We start from the raw sequence: 20,513 nt of genomic DNA, 5'->3' as shown, positions 1-20,513 counted from the left end.
CCCCGAAATACCCATGCCGGCCCCCCGGGGGGGGCGGGGGGGGGCCGCCCGGCGGGGGGGGGCGCGGGGGGGCGGTCCCCGGGGCCCCGCCGCGCGCCGTCTGACGGGTACTACAGGAGGCCGAGCAGGCCAAGGTTGAGCAGGCCGTTCCTGCCCAGGCCGCGGCCGTCACGGCCGTCGCGGTAGTCGTCGCGACCGTAGCCGTCACGGCCGTAGTCGTCGCGACCGTAACCGTCACGGTCGTAGCCGCTATAGCGGCCATAGCCGTCGCGGCGGTCGCGGTCGAAGCCGTCATAGCCGTCGTGGCCCTTGTGCCCGGCGCGGCCGTGGTGGCGCTGCTGGACGTTGCCGTGGTGGCCCTTCTCGCAGCGGTGCGAGGCGCACTTGGCGTCCTGGGAGCTGCTGGGGGGCGCGGTCGCGGCGGAGGCGGCTGCCGTCGGCACCACCAGGGCAGCCGCGGTCAGACCGGCCACTGCAAGGCCGCGAGGGATCGAACGGAGCATGGTTCCACCTTCAATCGACTTTGCAGAAAAAGAATATTTCCTGCAAAGTCGACCATAAGCGGGCATTTGGCAACCGACTCGCGACCCGCCGCAGAGTCACTGGAACGCAGCACGTACGCGCAACGGCCCACCCAGCGCCCCGGTCACCCCGGAATGCCGCCGCTGTCCCCGTCGGCCGGCCCGCCCTTCGGCAGGCTCTCCAGCAGATGCCCCAGGGGGCCCGCGACGAGCGCGCAGACCGTGTCGGGGTCGGCGCTCGCCAGCGGCTCCTTGCCGACGACCACTCGCATCAAGCCAATTCCCAGCAGCCAGGAGAGCGCCAGATCGGCGCGCAGATCCCCGGTCTCGGACTCGGAGAGCGTGGCGAGGACCTCCGCGTAGTCCTCCCCCAGCCCCCGCAGCGCCTCCGCTATCTCGTCGCTGCCGCCGATGGAGCGCAGGCACACCTCCAGCGAGCGGTCGGCGCCTTCCGTGCCGCCGCCGGCCAGCATGCCGCGCAGTGCGACCTCGAAGAGCCGCTCGGCGGGAGTGCTGCGCAGCTGCTCGTGGCCACCCCGCGCCATCACCTCTCCGAACAGGGCTTTCTTCGAGCCGAAGTAGCGGAACAGCAGGGCCTGGTTGGCCCCGGCCCGGGAAGCGATGTCGCGTACCGTCGCCCGTTCGTAGCCGCGCTCGGCGAACAGCTCCGAGGCGGCATCGAGCAACCGCAGCCGGGTGCCCTGCGCGTCCCTGCGGGATGCGTTCGCCGTACCGCCCTGCGGGGTCTCCGCCATCGCCACGCTCCTCTCCGTCGGCCCGTCACGATGACGGCCACAATGCGTCGTTGACCGCCTCCGGGGGGCGGCTTACCGTGATGTAAGCAGGTGCTTACATAAGGGAGGTCGCCTTGACCACAGCCGACACAGCACCACTCTCCTACCCCTTCAATGTCCAGGAGAGCCTTGAGCTCGCGGACGAGTACGAACAGGCCCGCAACCGCCCGGGGCTGCTGAAGGTGCAGATGACCTACGGCGAGCCGGCCTGGCTCGTGACCCGGTATGCCGAGGCCCGGCTCGTCCTCGGCGATCCGCGCTTCAGCCGCGCCGAGAGCGCCCGGCACGACGAGCCCCGGCAGTCCGAGGGGCTCCGGGACAGCGGCATCCTGGGCATGGACCCGCCCGATCACACCCGGCTGCGGACGCTCGTCGCCAAGGCCTTCACCGTCCGCCAGGTCGAGAAGCTCCGGCCGCAGGTCAGGCAGCTGGCGCACGAGCTGCTCGACGAGCTGGAAGCGGCCGGGCCGCCCGCCGACCTGGTGGACCGCTACGCCCTGCCCATCCCCGTCGCCGTGATCTGCCGGATGCTCGGGGTACCGGCCGAGGACCGGCCGCGGTTCCGGGTGTGGAGCGACGCCGCCCTGTCGACAAGTTCCCTCACCACGGCGGAGTTCGACGCCAACATGGAGGAACTGCGCGCCTACATGGGGCAGTTGCTCGATGAGCACCGGCGTGCCCCGCGGGACGATCTGATGACGGCGCTGATCGACGCCCGGGATGTCGACGACCGGCTGTCCGAACTCGAGCTCGTGGACCTGTGCGTGGGCATTCTGGTCGCCGGGCACGAGACCACCGCCACCCAGATCCCCAATTTCGTGCTCGCGCTGCTGGACCACCCGGAGCAGCTGGCCCTGCTGCGCGAGCGGCCGGAGCTGATCGGCGGCGCGGTGGAGGAGCTGCTGCGGTTCGTCCCGCTGGGCAGCGGCGCGAGCCCGCCCCGTTACGCGACGGAGGACGTCGAGGTCGGCGGGACGCTGGTGCGCGCCGGAACCCCGGTCCTGGTGGCGGTGGGCGCCGCCAACCGGGACGCGCTGCGCTTCGACGCAGCCGGAACGCTGGACATCTCCCGCACCGGCAACCAGCACCTCGGGTTCGGCCACGGCGTCCATCACTGCCTCGGCGCGCCCCTGGCGCGTCTGGAGCTGCAAGAGGCGCTCGGCGCCCTGATCACCCGTTTCCCGGGGCTGCGGACGGCCGGTGACGTGGTGTGGAAGAGCGAGATGCTGGTGCGCGGGCCGCGGGTCATGCCGGTGGGGTGGTGAAGCGGATGACCTGGCAGGTGGAGATCGATCCGCAGCAGTGCATCGCCTCGGGGTCCTGCGCGGCCATCGCCCCGGACCTGTTCATCGTGGACGGTGCGCACGCCCGTCCGCTGCAGGAACAGATCGAGGAGGACGAACGGGCCCTAGACGCCGCCGATGTCTGCCCGGCGATGGCCATCACCGTCCGCGACGGCGCGCAGGTCATCGGGCCCCGGCCGTAGGGCGCGAGAACACGGCAGATCCCGACGGGGCGTGGCGCGGGCCGCGCCCCGTTCGCGTGCGCACCGGCCCGGTTCGGACCTGAACTCCCCTCGTGGCGGCCGGGACGCCATCCACGTCAACGTCAGCGAGCTGCGCCGGGAGTCCGACGAGCTGAAGGCGGCCGTTGTGTACGGGTACCCGGGCGGGCGCGGCGCATCCGCCCGCGTCCTCGTCCTCCGCCTCGTCCAACGCCCTCCGGCGGTACGCGAAACGGCAGGTCCGGCCCCCTCTCGTTCCGTCGTGAGGCCGGGGTGCGACGATGGGCCTGTCATGGATGCGGGGCAGGTTCTCAGGGGGCTGCGTGCCGCGGTGTTCGCGGCGGTCTGTGTGCTGCTCGCTGCGCTGGGCCACGTGGTGATGTCGGATGCCGTGATACCGGGCTGGATGCTGCTCACCGCTGGGGTGGGCACCGCGGCCGGTGCCTGGTGCTGTGCCGGCCGGGAGCGGGGCCCGCTGCTGGTGGGACTGCTGACCGTGGGCACCCAGGCCGCCCTGCACACCGCCTTCTCGTTCGGCCAGGCGGTCACCGGTTCCGGCGGCGGCGAGCGTTCGCTGCTGCGCCAATGGGCGGACAGCTGGCTCTGCGGCGCCCAGGGGATGCCGTCCGGCGGCCAGGACCGCGCCGAGCTGCTGCGGCTGATGCATCAGCAGATGGCGGCCATGCCTTCCATGGAGCACGGCGCCCCGATGCACGGCATGGACCACATGGGCGGCGGCATGGACGGCATGGCCGCCACCGCGCCGCAGATGCCGGGGATGCACGGCGGTGCGGCCGGCATGCTCGCGGTCCACCTGCTGGTCGCGCTGCTCGCCGCCGGATGGCTGTGGGGTGGCGAGCGGGCCGCGTTCCGGCTCGTACGGACCGTGTCGGCCCGGCTGTTCGCGCCCTTGGTGCTGGTCCTGCGGATCGTGCTGCCCGAGCCGCGGCCCGCCGTGCGCACCGCCCGGCAGGAGCCGCGGCAGGCGGTGCGGCAGCTGCTGCTGGCGCACACCAGGTCGTTGCGGGGTCCTCCGCGGGAACCGGCTGTCGTCTGACAGCGCGGTCGAATTCCCGAGCCGGTGGACGGACGGGCGCCGTTGGCGTGCGCCCGGGTCCCGGCTCCGACTTCACCGGCCCCCGCCGGAGCGCCGGGGCCGGATCATGCGAAGGACTCCAGATGATGAATGCTGTCCGGATGCCGGTGGCGATGCCGCCCGTGTCCCTGCCCGCATCCCTGTCCGTACCGGCCGACGAAGGCGGGCACCCGCGCGGCGCCGGGTCAACCGGCCCGTTTGCCACCGGTGTCCGCCGCACCGGGAGAGACCGGGCCCGGCAGTGCGGCGGCCGCCCGCAGCCGGGCGAGCAGCGCGTCGGCCGCCGGGTCGTCCGCGGGGGGTGTGGTGGCGCGGTCCAGGCCGGCCGTCAGGGCGTGTGCCTGCGCGTTCCACCGCCGGCAGTCCTGGCAGGCGGCGAGATGGCCGTCGAGCCGGCGGGTGGTGATTCCGGGAGGCAGTTCCTCGCCGTCGAGGCGGGCGGAGAGTGCCGTACGGATGCGCGAGCAGAGCATGTGTCCATCCTCCCCGAAGCCGGGCTGTGCGGCGAGGGGCGGTCGCGGGATGCGGGATGACGAGGCGGTGACGGGCTGGGCGCTGGCCGCCCGGACCGGTGACGAGCGGGCGGTCGAGCAGTTCGTCCGGGCCACACAGCTCGATGTGCGGCGCTATGTGACGCATCTGAGCGGTGATCCGCAGGCGGCCGACGATCTGGTGCAGGACACCTATGTCCGGGCGCTGCGCAGTCTGCCGCGGTTCGAGGGCCGGTCCTCGGCGCGGACCTGGCTGCTGACGATCGCCCGGCGGGTCGTGGCGGACCGTATCCGGTCCTTCGCGGCCCGGCCCCTGCTGGCGGCGACGGACGACTGGCAGACGGCCGCGGAACGGGTGCAGCCGCGCGGCGTGCCCGGGTTCGACGAGGGGGTCGCGCTGGCCGAACTGCTGGCGGCGCTGGCGCCGGAGCGGCGGGAGGCGTTCGTGCTCACCCAGCTGCTGGGGCTGCCGTACGCGGCGGCGGCCGGGGTGATGGGCTGTCCCATCGGGACCGTGCGCTCCCGGGTCGCGCGCGCCCGGGAGACGCTGGTCGCGCTGCTGACGGACGCGGAGAGCGCCGAGCCGGCCGGCGAACCGCCGGTCTACGCGGAGGCGGTGGCCTGACGGGCCCCGCCCGCGCGGCGGGCTCACGGCCGGGCGACGGCCCGGTCCGGGAGCCCGCCGCGGCGCCCGCCGTGTCACCCGGCACCTGGGCGTACTGCCTTGGCCCGTACGGTCCGCGGTGGGCTGTGGCGGAAGTGCAGGGTGAAGGTGAGCCGGTCGCCGGGGGCGAGCCGGGGCGGCGGGCTGACCATGACGTCCAGGGTGGTCGCCGTCATCGTGAGGGCGGCGCCGGCCGGGACGGTGGCGGTGCGGACCATCGCCATGCTGCGGGCGTTGTTCCCGATGTCAACGGTGCGGCTGAGCATCGCGCGATGCCCGGCCGGGCCGGTGACGCCGGTCAGGACGTCGTCCGCGCCACCGGTGTTGCGGATGGTGAAGAACGCCGCGGTGGCCTCGGAGCCGGATGGGATCAGCACCCGGCCCTCGGGGACACTCAGCGCCGCCGGGGTCCCCGCGTTGCCGGTGGCGGTCCAGAGGGTGAGGGCGCCGAGCGTCGCCAGGCAGGTGAGCAGCGGTACGGCGACGGCCGGGACGGGCAGCCGGGTCATCGGTTCTCCCAACGTGCGGGGGTGCGGCCGCTGTCGGGGCGGCGGGCGGCGGAACCGGCGCGGCCGGGCCGCCAGGCGCGCAGCCGGAGGCTGTTGCCCACCACGAGCAGTGAGCTGGCGGACATGGCGGCGGCGGCCACCATCGGGTTGAGCAGGCCGACGGCGGCGAGCGGCACGGTGACGAGGTTGTAGCCGAAGGCCCAGACGAGGTTGCCGCGGATGGTGCCCAGGGTGCGCCGGGCCAGGTGCACGGCGTCGGCGATGGCCTGGAGGTCCTCGCGTACCAGGGTCACGTCGGCCGCGCCGATCGCGGCGTCGGTGCCGCTGCCCATGGCGATCCCGAGGTCGGCGAGCGCGAGGGCCGCCGCGTCATTGACCCCGTCGCCGACGACGGCGACCCGGCCGCCCTGTTCCTTGAGGGTGGTGACGAGTGCGGCCTTGTCCTCGGGGCGGGCCTCGGCATGGATCTCGGTGATGGCGAGATGGCCGGCCACCGCGTGTGCGGTGGCGGCGCGGTCGCCGGTGGCGAGCACCGGCCGCAGTCCCAGGCGGCGCAGATGGTCGACGGCGCGGTAGCTGTCGGGGCGGAGCGCGTCACCGATCGCGAGGACGGCCTCCGGCGTGTCGTCGACCGTGACCAGGACGGCGGTGTGGCCGGCCGCCTCCGCGGTGCGCACGGCCTCCGGCAGCGGGGCCGGCAGGCCGGTGACGTCGCCGGGCCGGGTGACCGCCACCCGGCGCCCGTCCGCGGTGCCGCGTACGCCGAATCCCGGGGTGGCCGCGAAGTCCGCGACCGGCGGCAGGGGTCGGTCCGGATGCTGCGCCTCCGCGTAGGAGGTGACGGCGCGTGCCAGGGGGTGTTCGGAGCCCTGCTCGACGGTGGCGGCGAGCCGCAGCACGGTCGCGGCGTCGGGGCCGCCGGTGCGCGGGGTGAGCGCGGTGACGCTCATCCGGCCGGTGGTGAGGGTGCCGGTCTTGTCGAGGACGACGGTGTCGATGCGGCGTAGCCGCTCCAGCGCCTCCGGCCCCCGGACCAGGATGCCCAGCTGGGCGCCCCGGCCGGTGGCGGCCAGCAGTGCCGTCGGGGTGGCCAGCCCCAGGGCGCAGGGGCAGGCGACGACGAGGACGGCCACCGCGGCGGTGATCGCCGCCTGTGGCTCGGCTCCGGCGCCGAGCCAGAAACCCAGCACGCTCACCGAGACGGTCAGTACGGCGGGCACGAAGACGGCCGCCACCGCGTCGGCGAGCCGCTGGACCTTGGTCTTGCCGGTCTGGGCGTCCTCGACGAGCCGGGTGATCCGGGCGAGTTGGGTGTCGGCGCCGACCGCTTCGGCCCGGAGTTCCAGCAGGCCTCCGGAGTTGACCGCGCCGCCGACCGCCGCCGCGCCCGGACCGACCTCGACCGGACGGCTCTCGCCGCTGATCAGCGACAGGTCCAGGGCGGAGCTGCCGTCGACCACGGTGCCGTCGGTGGCGACCCGTTCGCCGGGCCGGACCAGGAAGTGGTCACCGACCCGCAACCGGCTCACCGGGATGCGGCGTTCCCCGTCCGGGGTCCGTACGGCGACGTCCTTGGCGGCGAGTTCCGCCAGGGCGCGGAGCGCGGCGCCGGTGCCGTGCCGGGCCCTGGCCTCCATCCGCCGGCCGGCCAGCACGAACAGGGGGACGCCGACGGCGGCTTCGAGGTAGAGGTGGGCGGTCCCGTCGCCGGCGGTGGGCAGCAGGCTGAACGGCATCGTCATGCCGGGCGTACCGGCCCCGCCGAGGAACAGCGCATAGCCGGACCAGGTGAAGGAGGCGGCGACGCCGAGGGAGACCAGGGTGTCCATGGTCGCGGCGCCGTGCCGCAGGCCGCGCAGCGCACGGGTGTGGAAGGGGGCGGAGCCCCAGACCGCGACGGGCGCGGCGAGCACGAAGCACAGCCACTGCCAGTTGCGGAACTGCCAGCCCGGCACCATCGACAGGACCAGGACGGGCAGCGAGAGCAGGGCGGTCACCAGCAGCCGGTGCCGCTCGGTGCGGGCGGCGGTGTCCTCGGAAGCCCGGGAGTCCTGGCCGTCCGGGGTGTCATGGGTGCCGCGGGCGTCGTCCTGGCCGTCCTGGTGACCGGGGGGCAACGACCGTTCCTCCGGGGCCGGTTCGGGGAGCTGTGCGGTGAACCCGGCTGCCTCCACGGTGGCGATGAGGTCGGTGACGGAGACCGCAGCGGGGTGGCTGACCGAGGCCCGGCCGGTGGCGAGATTCACCGAGGCGGCGACGCCGTCCAGTCTGCCGAGCTTCTTCTCGACCCGGCCCACACAGGCGGCGCAGGTCATCCCGCCGATGGTGAGGGTGGTGCTGCGGTCCGGGGCGGCGACGAGGTCCGGCGCCGGGGTGCCGGACCGGGACTCCGGCGTCATCGTGCCGCTCCCGCCGGTAGCGGGCGGGGCGCCGCGGCTCCCATGCCGTGCATCCCGCCCATGTCCCCGTCATCGGCGGGCGTGCTCTGTCCGGGACCGGTGCCGCCGTCCGGGCGCAGCCCCGGGGCCACCGGCCCGGCGGCGGCCCCGGCCGCGTACGACAGCATGCCGAGCACCACCAGCAGCGCGAGGAAACCGATGACCGACGGGGCGGGCAGCAGCCGTGTGACGGCCTGGCGAAGAGGGGGCCGACTGCGGTCGGCCGAAGAGCTGGACATCGCGTCATCGTGGCAGCTGACGACGGCACCGGGCGCACGATCCGGGGCCTGTCGGCACGTGAGGTTTGTCCCGTTCCGCCGCCGGAACTCACCGGCCGCCGGGCCCGACTAACTGGGTTTGAGGGGGGCCGGGGCGGTGCGCCCGGTGGCGCGGGGTGCTCGTCACCGCCGCCGCCGGCGGACCCCTGTACTCCCCGCCGCCGAAATCACATCCGTCGGCGGGAACTCGGCGGACCCGTTGCCCGACCTCTCCAACGCCGCGCCACCCGGGCGCGGTTCGTGGCAGAGACCCTGCCGTTGAGGAGGCGCCCCGTGTCCCGGTCGTCCGAACCCGTCGAGCTGTACGGGCCGGAGTACAAACGCAACCCCTATCCGCTCTACGCCGAGCTGCGCGAGCGCGGCCCGGTCCACCGGGTGCGCTTCCCCAGCGGGGTGTGCGCCTGGCTCGTCACCGGCTACGAAGCCGCGCATCAGGCGCTCACCGACCCCCGGCTGGGCAAGCACCACTCGCGGGGCAACGCGGCCTGGCGGGCCCGTGCCTCGATCATGCCGGAGCCGCAGCACTCCCAGCTCCAGGTGCATCTGCTGCACCAGGACCCGCCGCGGCACACCGCGCTGCGCCGGCTGATCACCGATGCCTTCGCACCGCAGCGCGTCGAGGGGCTGCGGCCCCGTTTCCAGGCGATGGCCGACGCCCTGCTCGACGGGCTCCCGGACGGCGGCACAACCGACCTGGTCGAGGTCTTCGCCGCCCGTTTCCCCTTCCAGGTGCTCGCCGAAGTCATCGGGCTGCCCGCCGAGTTCGCGGACCGATTCGACCGGGACTGGGGCAAGGTCGTCCAGCCCGTGGGCCCCGAGGACCCGGGCCGGCCGGCGTACGAGGCGCGGCTGCTCGGGCTGCAGCAGTACATCGCCGATCTGGTCCGCCACAAGCGCGCCGAGGGGGGTGAGGATCTGCTCGCCCGGCTGGTGGCGGCCCACGACGCGGAGCGGCTCGCCAAGGCAGAGCTCGACTCGATGGTCTTCCAGTTGCTGGTCGCCGGGCAGGAACCGGTCACCAACCAGATCAGCACGGCGCTGGTGACCCTGCTGCGCCACCCCGGCCGTCTCGCGGAGCTGGCCGCCCGGCCGGAGCTGCTGCCCCGCGCGGTCGAGGAACTGCTGCGTCATGACAGCGCCTTCGAGCTGACGACCTGGCGGTTCTTCGCCGAGGACGCCGAGCTGCACGGCACCCCGATCCCGGCGGGCGACTCCGTCATCGTCGCGCTGAGCGCGGCCAACCGCGACCCCCGGCAGTTCCCCGACGCGGACGGTCTGCACTTCGACCGCACCCCCAACCCGCATCTCGCGTTCGGCCACGGCATCCACTTCTGTCCGGGTGCCACGCTCGCCCGCATCGAACTCCAGATCGCCCTGGGCACCTTGCTGAGACGGCTGCCGGGACTGCGGCTCGCCGTCCCGGAGGGCGAGCTGGAGTGGACCCCGGCGGTGCTGGCGCGCGGCGTCGGACGGCTGCCGGTGAACTACGGCGGCTGCCCGTACGCGGGTTCCGGTGAGAACGGGCCGGATGCCGCGTGCTGACCAGCCCGGCGCCACCGCGTCCGGCGGCGCCCTCCGACGATGCGGACCGCTGCGCCGAGGTGCTGGCCACGCTCCTGCCATACCGGCGCGCCCTGGACACCGGCCACGGGGACACGCCCGACGCCTTCCCCGCCCAACTGCGCCTGCTCGCCGGGCCGGTGGCGGCGGGCGAGCCGATCGTGTTCACCCTGCCGGGGTTCCCCTGCAAGTCGCCCAACCCGGCCAAGGTGCTCGGCGCCCTCCCCGACGAGGGCGAACGGCTGGCACTGCGCTTCCTGGACGCGCTCTGCGCCCGGATCGCGGTCCATCATCCGCCCGGCGCACGGGTGGTGATCTGCTCGGACGGCCATGTCTTCAGCGACCTCATCCAGGTGCCCGACCGTGACATCGATGCCTACGCCGACGCGCTGCGCGCACTGATCCACGACGAGGGCCTGACCCGGCTGGACGTCTTCGATCTGCGGGACGTCTACGGGAAGCGGCTGTCGCACGACGCCAAGCGCGCCGTGGTCCACGAGCGGTACGCCCCGGACCTGGACACCCTGCGGTCGCTGACCCGCAGCGACGAGTCCACCCGGCGGCTCTACCAGGGCATCACCCGCTTCCTCTTCGAGGACTCCGTCGCCTTCGCGGGAACCCGCTCGGCCTTGCAGCGCAGCTGCCGCCGCCGCGCCTACGGAGTGATGCAGCGCAGCCGTGCCTGGGGCGAGCTGATCGCCACGCACCATCCGGGGGCGTTCCGGCTCTCCATCCATCCGCAGCCGCGGGGCTCGGACAAGTTCGGCATCCGGCTGCTCGAAACGCCCGATGTGTGGCTGACGCCGTGGCACTCCTGTGTGCTGGAACACCCCGACGGACGCCGGGAGTTGCTGCACCGGGCGGAGGCCGAGCGGCTCGGCCGGCTGGTGTGGCGCCAGGGACGGCCGAGCCACTTCGTGGCCGGGTGAGGGGCGGGGTGGGCGTCACCCGCCGGTGGGCAGCGGCTCCCGGTGGTCGAAGGCGATCAGCGGATCGCCGGTGAGCGGATGTTCGGTCACCGCGGCGCGCACCCCGAACACCTCGGCCAGCAGCTGCGGCGTCAGCACCTCCCGGGGCGTTCCGGACGCCACCACCCGTCCGGCGTGCAGCACATGCAGCCGGTCGCACAACGACGCCGCGGCGTTCAGATCGTGCAGCGAGATCAGCGTGGTACGGCGCTGGGCGCGCAGCAGCGCGAGCAGCTCGACCTGGTGGCGTACATCGAGGTGATTGGTCGGCTCGTCCAGCACCAGTACCTCCGGGTCCTGGGCGAAGGCCCGTGCCAGGAGCGCCCGTTGACGTTCCCCGCCGGACAGGGCGGAGAAGCGGCGGGCGCCCTGTCCGGCCAGGCCGACGGCGGCCAGCGCACGGGCCACGGTCTCCCGGTCGGTCCGGTCGTCGCCAGCGAAGGCCCGCTTGTAGGGCGTCCGGCCCATGGTCACCACTTCGCGCACGGTCAGTTCGAAGTCGCTGCCGCGCTCCTGCGGCAGCGCGGCGACCTGCTGTGCGGTCTGGCCCGGGGAGAGCGTACGCAGGTCGGTCCCGGCCAGCAGCACCCGTCCGGCGGTGGGCCGCAGATGCCGGTAAACGGTGCGCAGCACGGTGGACTTGCCGCTGCCGTTGGGGCCGACCAGTCCGGCGATCTCCCCGGCCGCCGCCACCAGCCGCACTCCGGCGACGACATCCCGTCCCGCGTAGCCGACGTGCAGGTCCTCGATCTCGACGGTCATCGTCCCGCCTCCAGTCGCCGGTCCAGGATGAACAGCAGGGCGGGCGCTCCGATCATCGCGGTGACCACGCCGACCGGCAGTTCCTGGGTGTCCATGGCCGTACGGCACACCAGGTCCACGACCACCAGCAGCAGCGATCCGGTCAGCGCGGACAGCGGCAGCAGCCGGCGGTGGTCGCCGCCGAGGAGCAGCCGGCACAGATGCGGGACCATCAGGCCCACGAAGCCGATCGCGCCGGAGACCGCGACCAGGACACCGGTCAGCAGCCCGGCCACCACGAACAGCTCGCGGCGCAGCCGGGTGACGTCCACGCCCACCCCGGCCGCGGTCTCGTCGCCCATGATCAGCGCGTTCATGGCGCGGGCCCGCGCCTGGAGGGCCAGCAGCCCGGCGGTGACCGCGAGGGCCGGCAGCCACAGCATCCGCCAGGTGGCCCCGCTGAGGCTGCCCATCAGCCAGAACAGCACGCTGCGGGTCTGCTGTTCGTCGCCGGCCTGGAGCACCAGGTAGCTGGTGAAGCCGGACAGGAACTGCCCGACACCCACACCGGCCAGCACCAGCCGCAGCGGGGAGAATCCCCCGCCGCGCCGGGCCATCCACCACACCAGCGCGAACGCGCCGAGCGCACCGGCGAACGCGGCCCCCGAGAGCCCCAGCCCCAGGCCGCTGCCCGCCGAAACGCCCAGCACGATGGCGGTGACCGCGCCCAGCGAGGCGCCGTTGGAGATTCCCAGCAGATACGGGTCCGCCAGCGGGTTGCGCACCAGCGCCTGGGTCGCGGTCCCCACCAAGCCGAGTCCCGCTCCCACCAGCGCCGCCAACAGGGCGCGCGGCACGCGCAGTTGCCACACGATCAGGTCGTCGGTGCCCGGCCGGGGCGGCGCACCGCCGAGCCGCCGGAACACCGTCTCCCAGACGTCTCCGGGCGCGATTTCGGTGGCGCCGAGGGAGACCGCCGCGGTCAGGGCGGCCACCAGGGCGACAGCGAGCCCCAGGGCGAGCAGTCCGGCGCGCAGGGTGCGGCGCCCGGACGGCTCGTCGCGTTCCTCGCCCACGGGCGGAGCGGCGACGTGTGCGGCCACTACCGTGCCGCCTTGAAGCGTGCGGGGTGGAGCGTGTGCGCGATCTCCTCGACCGCGTCCGCGTTGCCGACCCCGGCGATCGTCGTGCGCTCCGAGCCGATCCGCAGGAACTTCTCGTTCCGTACCGCCGCGAGGCCCTTGGTGGCCGGGAAGCCCTTCAGGAACGCCGCGGCCTCGTCGAACGCCTTGGCGTTCGCCTTCGCCCCGCCCCGGTTGCGCACCGCGAGCTGGATCCAGTCCGGGTTCTTGGCGACCACGTCTTCCCAGGAGACCGGCTTGAAGTCGCCGTCGCAGTCCTCGAAGACATTGCGCGCCCCGGCCTGGCCGATGACGGCGTTGGCCACCTGCTTGCGGCAGACGGCGACGGGCTGCTTGGTGCCCGCGTCGTAGTCGAAGAAGAAGTACGTCGGCCGCTTGGCGGGGGCGAGGCCGCCGACCGCCTTGTGCACCGTGCCGAGCTTCGCCCGCATCCCCGCGACCAGGGCGTCCGCCCGTTCGGAGGTTCCGGTCACCGCGCCCAGCCGCTTGATGTCCCGCTCCACGCCGGACAGATCGCGCTGCGGCTTCTTGGCCATCGGTGCACACGCGGTGGACGCCAGCTGGAGGTGCTTGATGCCCGCCGCGCCGAACTCCTCCGCGGTCGGCGCGTCACCGGCCCCGCCCATGGTCTTCATCGCCGCGAAGGAGTCGATGTACAGATCGGCGCCCGAGCCGAGCAGCTTCTCCTTGGGGATCACGGACTTCGACAGCACCGGCACCTTCCGGGCCTTCGCCTCCAGGTCCGCGGGCAAGGTGCCCTTGCCGGGCGGGAATCCGGTGCCGATGACCCGGTCGCCCGCGCCCAGCCGCAGCAGCATCTCCAGGGCGGCGGCATTGCTGGTGACGATCTTGCGGGGGGCGGTGGCGAAGGTGGTGGCGGCGCCCTGGCAGTCGGTGACCCGTACCGGGAAACCGGCCCCGCCGCGTTCCGGCGCGCCCTGGTCCGCGCCCCCGCCGGCTCCGTCGCCGCACGCGGTGGCGGCCAGCGCGACGACGACCGCGACACCGCACAACTTCCAAGGACGCATGGTGCTTCTCCCCTATGCCTCACCAGCCGGTTCACCGGCCGAGTCACCGGACGCAACGCCGCCCGGCGGGCCGCGGGCGCGACCCGGCACAGGTAGTCGGCCGGGTACCGGGAGCGGTTCCGGGACGGCGTCGACCTTTTCCGGCGAGTTTCCGGCGAGCGGAAGCCCGTCGGACCCGGCGGTACCCGGGCCGCCCACCCACGGATGCCGACGGGCCGTGCTCGTCACCACCGTGGGCGCGGACCAGGGTGACGCGTCACGACGGCACCGGAGGCTGGTGGATGACGACGGATGTGCCGGGGGCGGCGGAGGCCGGCGGGCCGGTTCCGGAGCTGTCCGCCACCGCACGGGCGCTCGCGGCGCGCTGTGCGCCCCGGGTGAACGCCCTCGCCCGGCCGATGTCCCGGGACGCCTTCGCGCCGCTGCACTCACCCTCCACCCCAACACCGTCGACAACCGCCTCGCCCGGGTGTCCGCGCTGACCGGCCTCGATCTGCCGACACCACGGGGCACGGCACTGGCCCTGGCGGCGCTGCTGCTCCGTGACACCGAGGAGCGGGGTCCGGAGCCACCGCCGGACGGGGCGTAGGGGCAGGCGGCTGCGGGTGGTCTTGCCTCCGGGGTGGGCCGGAGGGGCGCCCCCGGGTGCGCCGGAGATGTGCCGCCAGGCCCGGCCTGCTGCGGGTCAGCGCGCCCACCGCGGGGTCCATGTCGCGTCGTCGCGGCGGGCGGTCCGGTGGGCGGCGAGATGGGTGCGGAGCGCCGCGAGGGCGGGGTGCGGGTTGTCGCTGCGCCAGATCAGGGAGTGCGGGTAGACCGGGGTCGGGTCGTGGACGGCCACCCGCCGTACGTCCTTCCCGGGCGGCGGGACGAAGCAGGTCCCCTCGCCGACGAGGGTCGCCAGCGAGGCGGAGCCGGCGATGGTGTCGATGAGCGGTTCGGTGCCGAAGTCGGGGCCGGTCACCTCGATGGTGAGCCCGAACTCGGCGGCGAGGTCTTCGTAGTAGGCGGCCCACTCGGTACCGGCGACGATGCCCGGCATCCAGATCCGGTGTCCGGCGAGCTGCGCGGGGGTGACCGCGGAGGCGGTGGCGAAGTCATGGGCGGGTCCGGTGACGAGCTGCACGGGCTCGTCGAGGACCCGGGCGGCCTCGACACCGTCGGGGAGTTGCCGCGCGGGCAGCGTGACCGCCCGGAACGACGCGTCGACCGTGCCCGACCGGACCGCGGCGAGGGCCGCGTCGGCGTCGAAGAGGGTCACCACGTCGAGCGCGGTTCCGGGATTCTCCCGGTGGAACCCGCGCAGCAGGTCCGCCGGGGCGAGCCGCCGGCCGATCACATCGACGCGCAGCGGGCGGCGGCCGGGCCGCACCGAAGCGGCCGCCCGCTCCGCGGCCCGGAGCAGCTCGCGGGCGTGCGGCAGGAAGGCCTGCCCGTCGACGGTGAGGTGCGCGCCGCGCGGGGTGCGGGTGAACAGCCGCGCCCCGAGGTCCCTCTCCAGGGCGGCGATGCGCTTGGAGACGGCCTGCTGGCTGAGCGACAGGGTGGCGGCGGCTTCCTGGAACTGCCCCGCGTCCGCGACGGCGACGACGGTGCGCACGGCGTTGAGATCCACGAGCGGCACCCTAACCGCACAACCTCCGGTTGTGGCCTGCCGGGCGATCCGGTTGTTTGATCAGCGGCGTTGTCGCTCGCTTTGATGTCTGCGGTCACCGCGCCGCGGTGCAACGGGCGGGAGCGAGGGACGGGGTGGGCATGGGGGCCAGACGGTCGCTGGGGCGGCAGTTCGGGTGGCTGTGGGCGGCGTACGGGATCAGTGCCTTCGGCACCCGGCTCGCGTTCGACGCGTTCCCCTTGCTGGCGGTCCTGGTGCTGCACGCCGGGCCGGCGCAGGTGTCGCTGCTGGCCGCCGCGGGGGCGGCGGTGGGCGCGGCGGTGGCGGTGCCGCTCGGCCCCTGGGTGGAGTTCCGCCGCAAGCGGCGGGTGATGGTCGCGATGGACCTGGTGCGCTGCGTGGCGCTGCTGACCGTGCCCGCCGCGTACGCCCTCGGTCTGCTGGGCTTCGGGCAGCTGGTGGTCGTGTCGGTGATCGTCGCCGCCGCGGACATCACCTTCAACGCGGCCGGCGGCGCCTGTCTGAAGGCGCTGGTACGGCCGGCGGACCTGCTCGTGGCGAACTCCCGCTTCGAGGCCACGACATGGACCGCCACCGTGCTGGGAATGCCGCTCGGCGGGGTGGCGGCCGGGGTGTTCGGTCCGGTGCTGACCGTGACGGCCGATGCGGTCAGCTATCTGCTCTCGGCCGCGGGTGTCCGTGCGATCGGCGGCAACGAGCCACGGCCGGTGCGCACCGGTGCACCGCGGCTCCGGGCCGGGGACCTGCTCGAAGGGTGGCGGCACATCCTGACCCATCCGGTGCTGCGCCCGCTGTTCCTCAACACGGTCCTGGTCAACGGCCTGATCATGGCCACCTCGCCGCTGCTCGCCGTGCTCCTGCTCGGCGAGCTCGGGTTCGCCCCCTGGCAGTACGGTCTCGCCTTCGCGGTGCCCTGCCTCGGCGGCCTGATCGGCGCACGGCTGGCCCGCCCGCTCGTCGCGCGGTTCGGCCGGCACACGGTCCTGCGCACCGCCGGGACGCTGCGGGCGTGCTGGCTGCTCGGGCTGGGCTTCGTCCCCGCCGGTACCACCGGGCTGGTGGTCGTCATGGCCGTCGAGCTGGGACTGATCACCTGCGTGGGGGTGTTCAACCCGCTGTACACCACCTACCGGCTCGAACACACCGAACCGGACCGGGTCACCCGCACGCTGACCGCGTGGTCGGTCAGCGCCAAGGCCACGGTGGCGGCGCTGACCGGACTGTGGGGGCTGCTGGCCGGCCTCACCGGCCTCCGCACCGCCCTCGCACTGGCCGGTCTCCTCATGCTGCCGACGCCGTTCCTGCTCCCCCGGCGCCCGTACCCGCACCCGCCACAGCACGAACGGGAAGTGACCGGCAGTCACCGCTGACCCGGCCACCGGGCAGCGACGGCGATCCCTCAGGACCGGTGTCGCGTCCGGCGGTTGGGCAACGGTGGTGGTGAAGCGGCGGTCGTGGTGCCGGGCTCTCCCCTGTGGAGCCCGGCACCACCGCCGGGTGGGGCGGCAGTTGCGAGGTGCAGATGTGAGCGGCCCCCTGCGCAACGTGCACGCCGGTCGTCCGGCGGCTTCGCCCTGGTGAGCATCCTTCAATCAAACCCACGTTGTCAACAATCGTTAAATTCAAGAGTGCTGGTCGCGGCCTCACGGACCCGTCGAAAAAGTTTCCTGACACAATTGTTGTGACCTTCATGGAGTACGGTGGCTGGCTACCGCTAACCTCGAAGCGGCCGCAAGCGTGCCGCCGTCCCGTCCGCCCACCGACCAGGAGACCACCCATCGCCATGGATGCCTCAGACATGCACCCGGCGGATGGGCTCCGAGCCGTCGTCGCAGCGATCGACGAACTGCTCCGGGATCTGGACCTCGGGCGGGACGTCATCGACATCGAGCATCTCTCGCACCGGACGGGCCTCACGGTCCCCCGGGTCCGGGCGTTGCTCGACCACAGCGGCGAGGAGCCCGAGGCCGCCGACGACCGGTCCGGGCACACCGATGGGGAGTCCCGGTCCTCCGACGACGCATCCGGTTCCGGGTCCGAGAAGGTGCAGGACTCCTTCCAGAACCGCCTGGTCTTCCTGCGGGAGACCCGCCGCAAGCCCGACGGGAAGATGTACACCCTCGACGAGATCGGCGCCGGAGCGGGCATCTCACACGGCCAGGTCGGCTATCTGCTGAACGGGAAGCGGAAGAGCCCCGGGCTGGACGTCACCCGGAAGCTGGAGAAGTTCTTCGAGGTCGAGCCGGGGTTCTTCACCGCCACCGAGCGTCAGGCGCTGTACCGGGCGCTGCAGTCGACGCATGAGCAGCTGACCCATCTCGCGCTGCTGCGGGGCAAGGGCATCAACCGGCTGGCGATGCGCAGCGACACCAGCGGCGACAGCCGGATCGACCGGGAACTCCGGGACGCGCTCTCGGAGGCGCTGAGCCGTCCGGAGCGCGAGGACCCCGAGGTACGGGAGCTGACGGACCGGATGCGGTCGCTGCCCTCCAAGAGCAGACGGCGGGTCTTTCCGCTGATCCAGGGGCTGTTGGGGCTGGCCCGGCCGGAGCACGAGGAGCGTCCGTCCCCCGGCCGGCCCGGCGGCTGAACGGGACCGGAGGTCACCGGCCCGCCCGCTCCGCCTCCGGGGTCAGGCCTCCTGGCCCGCCTTCGGTACGGCACCGCCGGCCGCTGCCCCCGTGTCACGGCCGCGACGCGCCGCCGCGTACTCCCGGGCGAGCACCCGCAGCGCCGCCGCCACCTGCGGCCGCGCGGACCCGTCGAGCAGCGCGGTCCCCTTCCGTGCCGCCGCGCGCAGCGTGAGGCCCTGGATGGTGATCAGCGCGCGGACGAACGGCCGGTTGGGGGCGGGCACCAGGTCCACGATCCCGAACGACGCCGACAGGCCGGAGCGGATCTGCCGGGCCTGCTCACCGAGCAGCGGGCGGAAGCCGTCAACTGTGGTGGCGTCCTTGGCCACCAGGCCCTGGCGGGTCAGGCCGTGGCGGGCGAGGAGTTCTTCGGGAAGGCCGAGGCGGCCGCCGTCCAGGTCCTCGGCGAGGTCGTTGAGGAAGTCCAGCCGCTGGCTCGCCTCGATGAAGGTCCGGCAGCCGGCGACGTACCGGTCCGTGGGCGCGCCGTCGCCCAGCAGGCAGGCGATGAGCAGGAAGGCGGGGAGCGAGTAGCCGTCGATGTACTGCTGGAAGTCGCTCTCCGCGGCGAATCCCGTCGTCCGCACCTCCAGCGGCGCCCCGGCGAGGAAGTCCTCGACGTACTGCTGTAGCTGGGGCTGCCGGGCGAGGGTGTCGAGGAGCGTCCGCAGCACCGGCTCGTCGGCCTCGCCGGTCTTGAGGGCGGCGTGCACCCGGCTCTCCCAGTCGGCGAGCGCGGCGATGCGTTCGCCGGCCGGTCCCTGGTCGATGAGGTTGTCGCTGTGGTGCATGAACGCGGTCGCCGCGAGGACGTCGGGCACCAGCGGCGCGGGGAGGAGCAGACGTACGGCCGTGTACTCGGCGCGGGCGTAGCGCGCCACCAGTTGACGCTGTTCGCTGTAGTCGCGACGCAGCGCGGGGTCGGTGATCCCTGCCCGGTCGAGCGTGTTCGGCCACGTGGCCATCGTCGGCTCCCCTTTCCTTGAGTGCGGTCTCACCTTAGGTGATGGCGGGCGAGGGGGCCGAGCCGTCCCGGCGCCGCCCGCCCATGCCGGAGGCACCGGTCCACGCCCCCGCAAGGCGCCCGGCCGGGAAGGAAGTTGCCGATTCCGGCCGGGACGCCGGGTGCGGGAGAAGCCCGGTACGTCAGCGGGCGGCCAGCACCCGGGCCGCTCTGGCCAGCACCCGGGGGCGGGTCAGCGTCTTCGGGTGCCGCCGCATGTGCACCACGTCCATGAACGCCTGGTTGACGCCGGGGTCGAGGACGGAGGCCTCGGTGATCTTGTCACCGGCCCAGCGGGCGAGCCGGTAGCCGCGGGGGTAGGGACCCGTCACATGGGGCTGGGCCAGGTCCGCGGTCGCCGACAGCTGCCAGGCCGCGTCGACCACCACGGCGGCCCGCCGGAAGTAGTCCCAGGCCGGCTCGTGCGCAGCGGCCCCGGCGCGCAGCGAGGCGGAGAGGCAGGAGGCCTGGAGTGCGGCGAGGGTCAGGCCCTGCCCGTAGATGGGGTTGACCGAGGCGACGGAGTCCCCCACCGCGACCAGTCCGCCGGGGAACCGGCGCAGCCCGCTGAAGTCGCGTCGCCGGCTCTCCGGGTAGTGGTGGGTCCGGACGTCGCCGAGCAGGGTGCAGCGGTCGGCCACCTCGTGCAGCGGGGGCACACAGCGCCGCATCCGGGCCAGGAAGTCGGCCGGGTCGCGGCCGGGGCGATGGTCGGTGTAGCCGGCCAGCACCACCATCCAGCGGTCGTCCTCCACCGCCACCATCGCACCCGGTTCGCTGAGCGTGGGCTGATAGCCGCTGGCGGGGCCCGGTGAGGCGTGCGCGACGACCGTACCGGGGAGTTCGTCACCGCGCCGGAAGACGGCCGTGGCATAGCCGAGGTCGATCCGCATCCGGTGCAGCGCAGCGGCGTCCCAGCCGTCGTGGAGCAGCCAGCTGCCGAGGCGGCTGGCGCGTCCCATCGCGTCGACGACCAGGTCGGCGCCCAGTTCCTCGGCGCGACCTGCGGTGGACGGCGCTTCGTTCGCGGTGGAGTACCGGACGCCCCGGACCCGGCCGCCGCCGAGCAGCAGTCCCTCGGCGCGCCCGTGCAGCGGACGGACCCCGGGGAGGGCCATCACCCGCCGCCGGACCCGGCTTTCGAGGAACGGCCGGGTCGCGCCCAGCATCCGCAGCTCGGGAACGGTCGGCTTGAGCGCTCCGTCCACGTAGAACTGCACCTCCGGACCGGCCCCCAGACGCGCCCCGCCGGCGACGAGTTCGCCGGTGAGGCCCGGGAACCAGCGCTCCAGCTGGGTGTGTCCCATGGACAGCAGGGCGTGCAGTTGTTGTCGTTGCGGAGCGCCGCGGCCGGTGCCGTCCTCCCCGATGGCATCGGCTTCGAGGACGACGACCTCGTCGGCGTGGTCGCTCAGGACCCGCGCGGCGCACAGGCCCGCGAAGCTCCCGCCGAGGACAACAGCTCGTTTCACAAGAATCCCCCAGGTGATGGATGTCGCCCCCGCCA

Annotated in this window: 21 protein-coding genes; 9 read left to right on the top strand and 12 right to left on the bottom strand. The window is 73.8% G+C overall.

The window, feature by feature from the left end; genetic code table 11:
• Positions 1–110: 110 nt before the first annotated feature.
• Positions 111–503, bottom strand: coding sequence for a hypothetical protein (locus tag ACFW5B_RS16420; protein WP_386439400.1), 393 nt, complete (start codon positions 501–503; stop codon positions 111–113).
• Positions 504–646: 143 nt separating this feature from the next.
• Positions 647–1,276: a TetR/AcrR family transcriptional regulator gene (locus tag ACFW5B_RS16415; protein ID WP_386439398.1), complete on the bottom strand. Its 630-nt coding sequence runs from the start codon at positions 1,274–1,276 to the stop codon at positions 647–649.
• A 113-nt stretch (positions 1,277–1,389) separates the two neighbouring features.
• On the opposite strand from ACFW5B_RS16415, the gene ACFW5B_RS16410 reads away from it, so the two are divergent.
• From ACFW5B_RS16410 to ACFW5B_RS16400, 3 genes are all read left to right on the top strand, one after another.
• Positions 1,390–2,580 carry a cytochrome P450 gene (locus ACFW5B_RS16410; RefSeq protein WP_386439396.1) on the top strand — a complete coding sequence of 397 codons (1,191 nt, stop codon included), beginning with the start codon at positions 1,390–1,392 and terminating at the stop codon, positions 2,578–2,580.
• A gap of 5 nt (positions 2,581–2,585) precedes the next feature.
• On the top strand, positions 2,586–2,801 hold the full coding sequence (locus ACFW5B_RS16405; protein WP_386439394.1) for a ferredoxin: 216 nt from the start codon (positions 2,586–2,588) through the stop codon (positions 2,799–2,801).
• A 310-nt stretch (positions 2,802–3,111) separates the two neighbouring features.
• Positions 3,112–3,876 (top strand): PE-PGRS family protein, encoded by a 765-nt coding sequence (locus tag ACFW5B_RS16400; protein WP_386439392.1) that lies wholly within the window; start codon positions 3,112–3,114, stop codon positions 3,874–3,876.
• Positions 3,877–4,100: 224 nt separating this feature from the next.
• Here ACFW5B_RS16400 and ACFW5B_RS16395 read toward each other — a convergent pair whose 3' ends face one another.
• Positions 4,101–4,388, bottom strand: a complete 288-nt coding sequence (locus tag ACFW5B_RS16395) for a zf-HC2 domain-containing protein (RefSeq protein WP_386439390.1) — start codon at positions 4,386–4,388, stop codon at positions 4,101–4,103.
• A gap of 49 nt (positions 4,389–4,437) precedes the next feature.
• Between ACFW5B_RS16395 and ACFW5B_RS16390 the strand changes: the two genes are divergently transcribed.
• Complete coding sequence (locus tag ACFW5B_RS16390) at positions 4,438–5,031, top strand: sigma-70 family RNA polymerase sigma factor (protein WP_386439388.1); 594 nt, start codon at positions 4,438–4,440, stop codon at positions 5,029–5,031.
• A gap of 74 nt (positions 5,032–5,105) precedes the next feature.
• Here the strand turns inward: ACFW5B_RS16390 and ACFW5B_RS16385 are convergent, their stop codons facing one another.
• The 3 genes from ACFW5B_RS16385 to ACFW5B_RS16375 are packed head-to-tail and all read right to left on the bottom strand — an operon-like array spanning position 5,106 to position 8,256.
• Positions 5,106–5,579 (bottom strand): copper chaperone PCu(A)C, encoded by a 474-nt coding sequence (locus ACFW5B_RS16385; protein ID WP_386439386.1) that lies wholly within the window; start codon positions 5,577–5,579, stop codon positions 5,106–5,108.
• Positions 5,576–7,978, bottom strand: coding sequence for a heavy metal translocating P-type ATPase (locus ACFW5B_RS16380; protein WP_386439385.1), 2,403 nt, complete (start codon positions 7,976–7,978; stop codon positions 5,576–5,578). The genes ACFW5B_RS16385 and ACFW5B_RS16380 overlap by 4 nt, the downstream gene beginning before the upstream one ends.
• Positions 7,975–8,256 (bottom strand): hypothetical protein, encoded by a 282-nt coding sequence (locus ACFW5B_RS16375; protein ID WP_386439383.1) that lies wholly within the window; start codon positions 8,254–8,256, stop codon positions 7,975–7,977. The genes ACFW5B_RS16380 and ACFW5B_RS16375 overlap by 4 nt, the downstream gene beginning before the upstream one ends.
• Before the next feature lie 312 nt (positions 8,257–8,568).
• Here ACFW5B_RS16375 and ACFW5B_RS16370 point away from each other — a divergent pair, with 312 nt between their 5' ends.
• Both ACFW5B_RS16370 and ACFW5B_RS16365 read left to right on the top strand, forming a co-directional pair.
• On the top strand, positions 8,569–9,837 hold the full coding sequence (locus tag ACFW5B_RS16370) for a cytochrome P450 (protein ID WP_386439381.1): 1,269 nt from the start codon (positions 8,569–8,571) through the stop codon (positions 9,835–9,837).
• Complete coding sequence (locus ACFW5B_RS16365) at positions 9,831–10,784, top strand: L-tyrosine/L-tryptophan isonitrile synthase family protein (RefSeq protein WP_386439379.1); 954 nt, start codon at positions 9,831–9,833, stop codon at positions 10,782–10,784. Before ACFW5B_RS16370 ends, ACFW5B_RS16365 begins: the two co-directional genes overlap by 7 nt.
• 15 nt (positions 10,785–10,799) lie before the next feature.
• Here the strand turns inward: ACFW5B_RS16365 and ACFW5B_RS16360 are convergent, their stop codons facing one another.
• The 3 genes from ACFW5B_RS16360 to ACFW5B_RS16350 are packed head-to-tail and all read right to left on the bottom strand — an operon-like array spanning position 10,800 to position 13,734.
• Complete coding sequence (locus ACFW5B_RS16360) at positions 10,800–11,585, bottom strand: ABC transporter ATP-binding protein (protein WP_386439376.1); 786 nt, start codon at positions 11,583–11,585, stop codon at positions 10,800–10,802.
• Positions 11,582–12,667: a FecCD family ABC transporter permease gene (locus tag ACFW5B_RS16355; RefSeq protein WP_386439374.1), complete on the bottom strand. Its 1,086-nt coding sequence runs from the start codon at positions 12,665–12,667 to the stop codon at positions 11,582–11,584. The genes ACFW5B_RS16360 and ACFW5B_RS16355 overlap by 4 nt, the downstream gene beginning before the upstream one ends.
• Positions 12,667–13,734 (bottom strand): ABC transporter substrate-binding protein, encoded by a 1,068-nt coding sequence (locus ACFW5B_RS16350; protein WP_386439372.1) that lies wholly within the window; start codon positions 13,732–13,734, stop codon positions 12,667–12,669. The genes ACFW5B_RS16355 and ACFW5B_RS16350 overlap by 1 nt, the downstream gene beginning before the upstream one ends.
• A gap of 217 nt (positions 13,735–13,951) precedes the next feature.
• Between ACFW5B_RS16350 and ACFW5B_RS16345 the strand changes: the two genes are divergently transcribed.
• Positions 13,952–14,323: a helix-turn-helix domain-containing protein gene (locus tag ACFW5B_RS16345; protein WP_386439370.1), complete on the top strand. Its 372-nt coding sequence runs from the start codon at positions 13,952–13,954 to the stop codon at positions 14,321–14,323.
• 96 nt (positions 14,324–14,419) lie between these two features.
• Here ACFW5B_RS16345 and ACFW5B_RS16340 read toward each other — a convergent pair whose 3' ends face one another.
• Entirely contained in the window at positions 14,420–15,349 is a 930-nt protein-coding gene (locus tag ACFW5B_RS16340) for a LysR family transcriptional regulator (protein WP_386439368.1), read from the bottom strand.
• Between the two features lie 140 nt (positions 15,350–15,489).
• On the opposite strand from ACFW5B_RS16340, the gene ACFW5B_RS16335 reads away from it, so the two are divergent.
• Both ACFW5B_RS16335 and ACFW5B_RS16330 read left to right on the top strand, forming a co-directional pair.
• Entirely contained in the window at positions 15,490–16,740 is a 1,251-nt protein-coding gene (locus tag ACFW5B_RS16335; protein ID WP_386439367.1) for an MFS transporter, read from the top strand.
• A gap of 413 nt (positions 16,741–17,153) precedes the next feature.
• On the top strand, positions 17,154–17,960 hold the full coding sequence (locus tag ACFW5B_RS16330) for a helix-turn-helix domain-containing protein (protein WP_386439365.1): 807 nt from the start codon (positions 17,154–17,156) through the stop codon (positions 17,958–17,960).
• A gap of 42 nt (positions 17,961–18,002) precedes the next feature.
• On the opposite strand, the gene ACFW5B_RS16325 is transcribed toward ACFW5B_RS16330, so the two are convergent.
• Both ACFW5B_RS16325 and ACFW5B_RS16320 read right to left on the bottom strand, forming a co-directional pair.
• Positions 18,003–18,968 carry a phytoene/squalene synthase family protein gene (locus ACFW5B_RS16325; protein WP_386439363.1) on the bottom strand — a complete coding sequence of 322 codons (966 nt, stop codon included), beginning with the start codon at positions 18,966–18,968 and terminating at the stop codon, positions 18,003–18,005.
• Positions 18,969–19,149: 181 nt separating this feature from the next.
• On the bottom strand, positions 19,150–20,478 hold the full coding sequence (locus ACFW5B_RS16320) for an NAD(P)/FAD-dependent oxidoreductase (RefSeq protein ID WP_386439362.1): 1,329 nt from the start codon (positions 20,476–20,478) through the stop codon (positions 19,150–19,152).
• Between the last annotated feature and the right edge of the window lie 35 nt (positions 20,479–20,513).

This window comes from Streptomyces sp. NPDC058773, from assembly GCF_042746015.1.
Taxonomy (GTDB): Bacteria; Actinomycetota; Actinomycetes; order Streptomycetales; family Streptomycetaceae; genus Streptomyces.
This window is presented reverse-complemented; position numbering and strand designations above follow the sequence as displayed.

Coding starts and splice junctions, on each gene's coding strand:
- ACFW5B_RS16420 (WP_386439400.1), bottom strand. CDS start 503: ATGCTCCGTTCGATCCCTCGCGGCCTTGCAGTGGCCGGTCTGACCGCG.
- ACFW5B_RS16415 (WP_386439398.1), bottom strand. CDS start 1,276: ATGGCGGAGACCCCGCAGGGCGGTACGGCGAACGCATCCCGCAGGGAC.
- ACFW5B_RS16405 (WP_386439394.1), top strand. CDS start 2,586: ATGACCTGGCAGGTGGAGATCGATCCGCAGCAGTGCATCGCCTCGGGG.
- ACFW5B_RS16400 (WP_386439392.1), top strand. CDS start 3,112: ATGGATGCGGGGCAGGTTCTCAGGGGGCTGCGTGCCGCGGTGTTCGCG.
- ACFW5B_RS16395 (WP_386439390.1), bottom strand. CDS start 4,388: ATGCTCTGCTCGCGCATCCGTACGGCACTCTCCGCCCGCCTCGACGGC.
- ACFW5B_RS16390 (WP_386439388.1), top strand. CDS start 4,438: ATGCGGGATGACGAGGCGGTGACGGGCTGGGCGCTGGCCGCCCGGACC.
- ACFW5B_RS16385 (WP_386439386.1), bottom strand. CDS start 5,579: ATGACCCGGCTGCCCGTCCCGGCCGTCGCCGTACCGCTGCTCACCTGC.
- ACFW5B_RS16380 (WP_386439385.1), bottom strand. CDS start 7,978: ATGACGCCGGAGTCCCGGTCCGGCACCCCGGCGCCGGACCTCGTCGCC.
- ACFW5B_RS16375 (WP_386439383.1), bottom strand. CDS start 8,256: ATGTCCAGCTCTTCGGCCGACCGCAGTCGGCCCCCTCTTCGCCAGGCC.
- ACFW5B_RS16360 (WP_386439376.1), bottom strand. CDS start 11,585: ATGACCGTCGAGATCGAGGACCTGCACGTCGGCTACGCGGGACGGGAT.
- ACFW5B_RS16350 (WP_386439372.1), bottom strand. CDS start 13,734: ATGCGTCCTTGGAAGTTGTGCGGTGTCGCGGTCGTCGTCGCGCTGGCC.
- ACFW5B_RS16335 (WP_386439367.1), top strand. CDS start 15,490: ATGGGGGCCAGACGGTCGCTGGGGCGGCAGTTCGGGTGGCTGTGGGCG.
- ACFW5B_RS16330 (WP_386439365.1), top strand. CDS start 17,154: ATGGATGCCTCAGACATGCACCCGGCGGATGGGCTCCGAGCCGTCGTC.
- ACFW5B_RS16325 (WP_386439363.1), bottom strand. CDS start 18,968: ATGGCCACGTGGCCGAACACGCTCGACCGGGCAGGGATCACCGACCCC.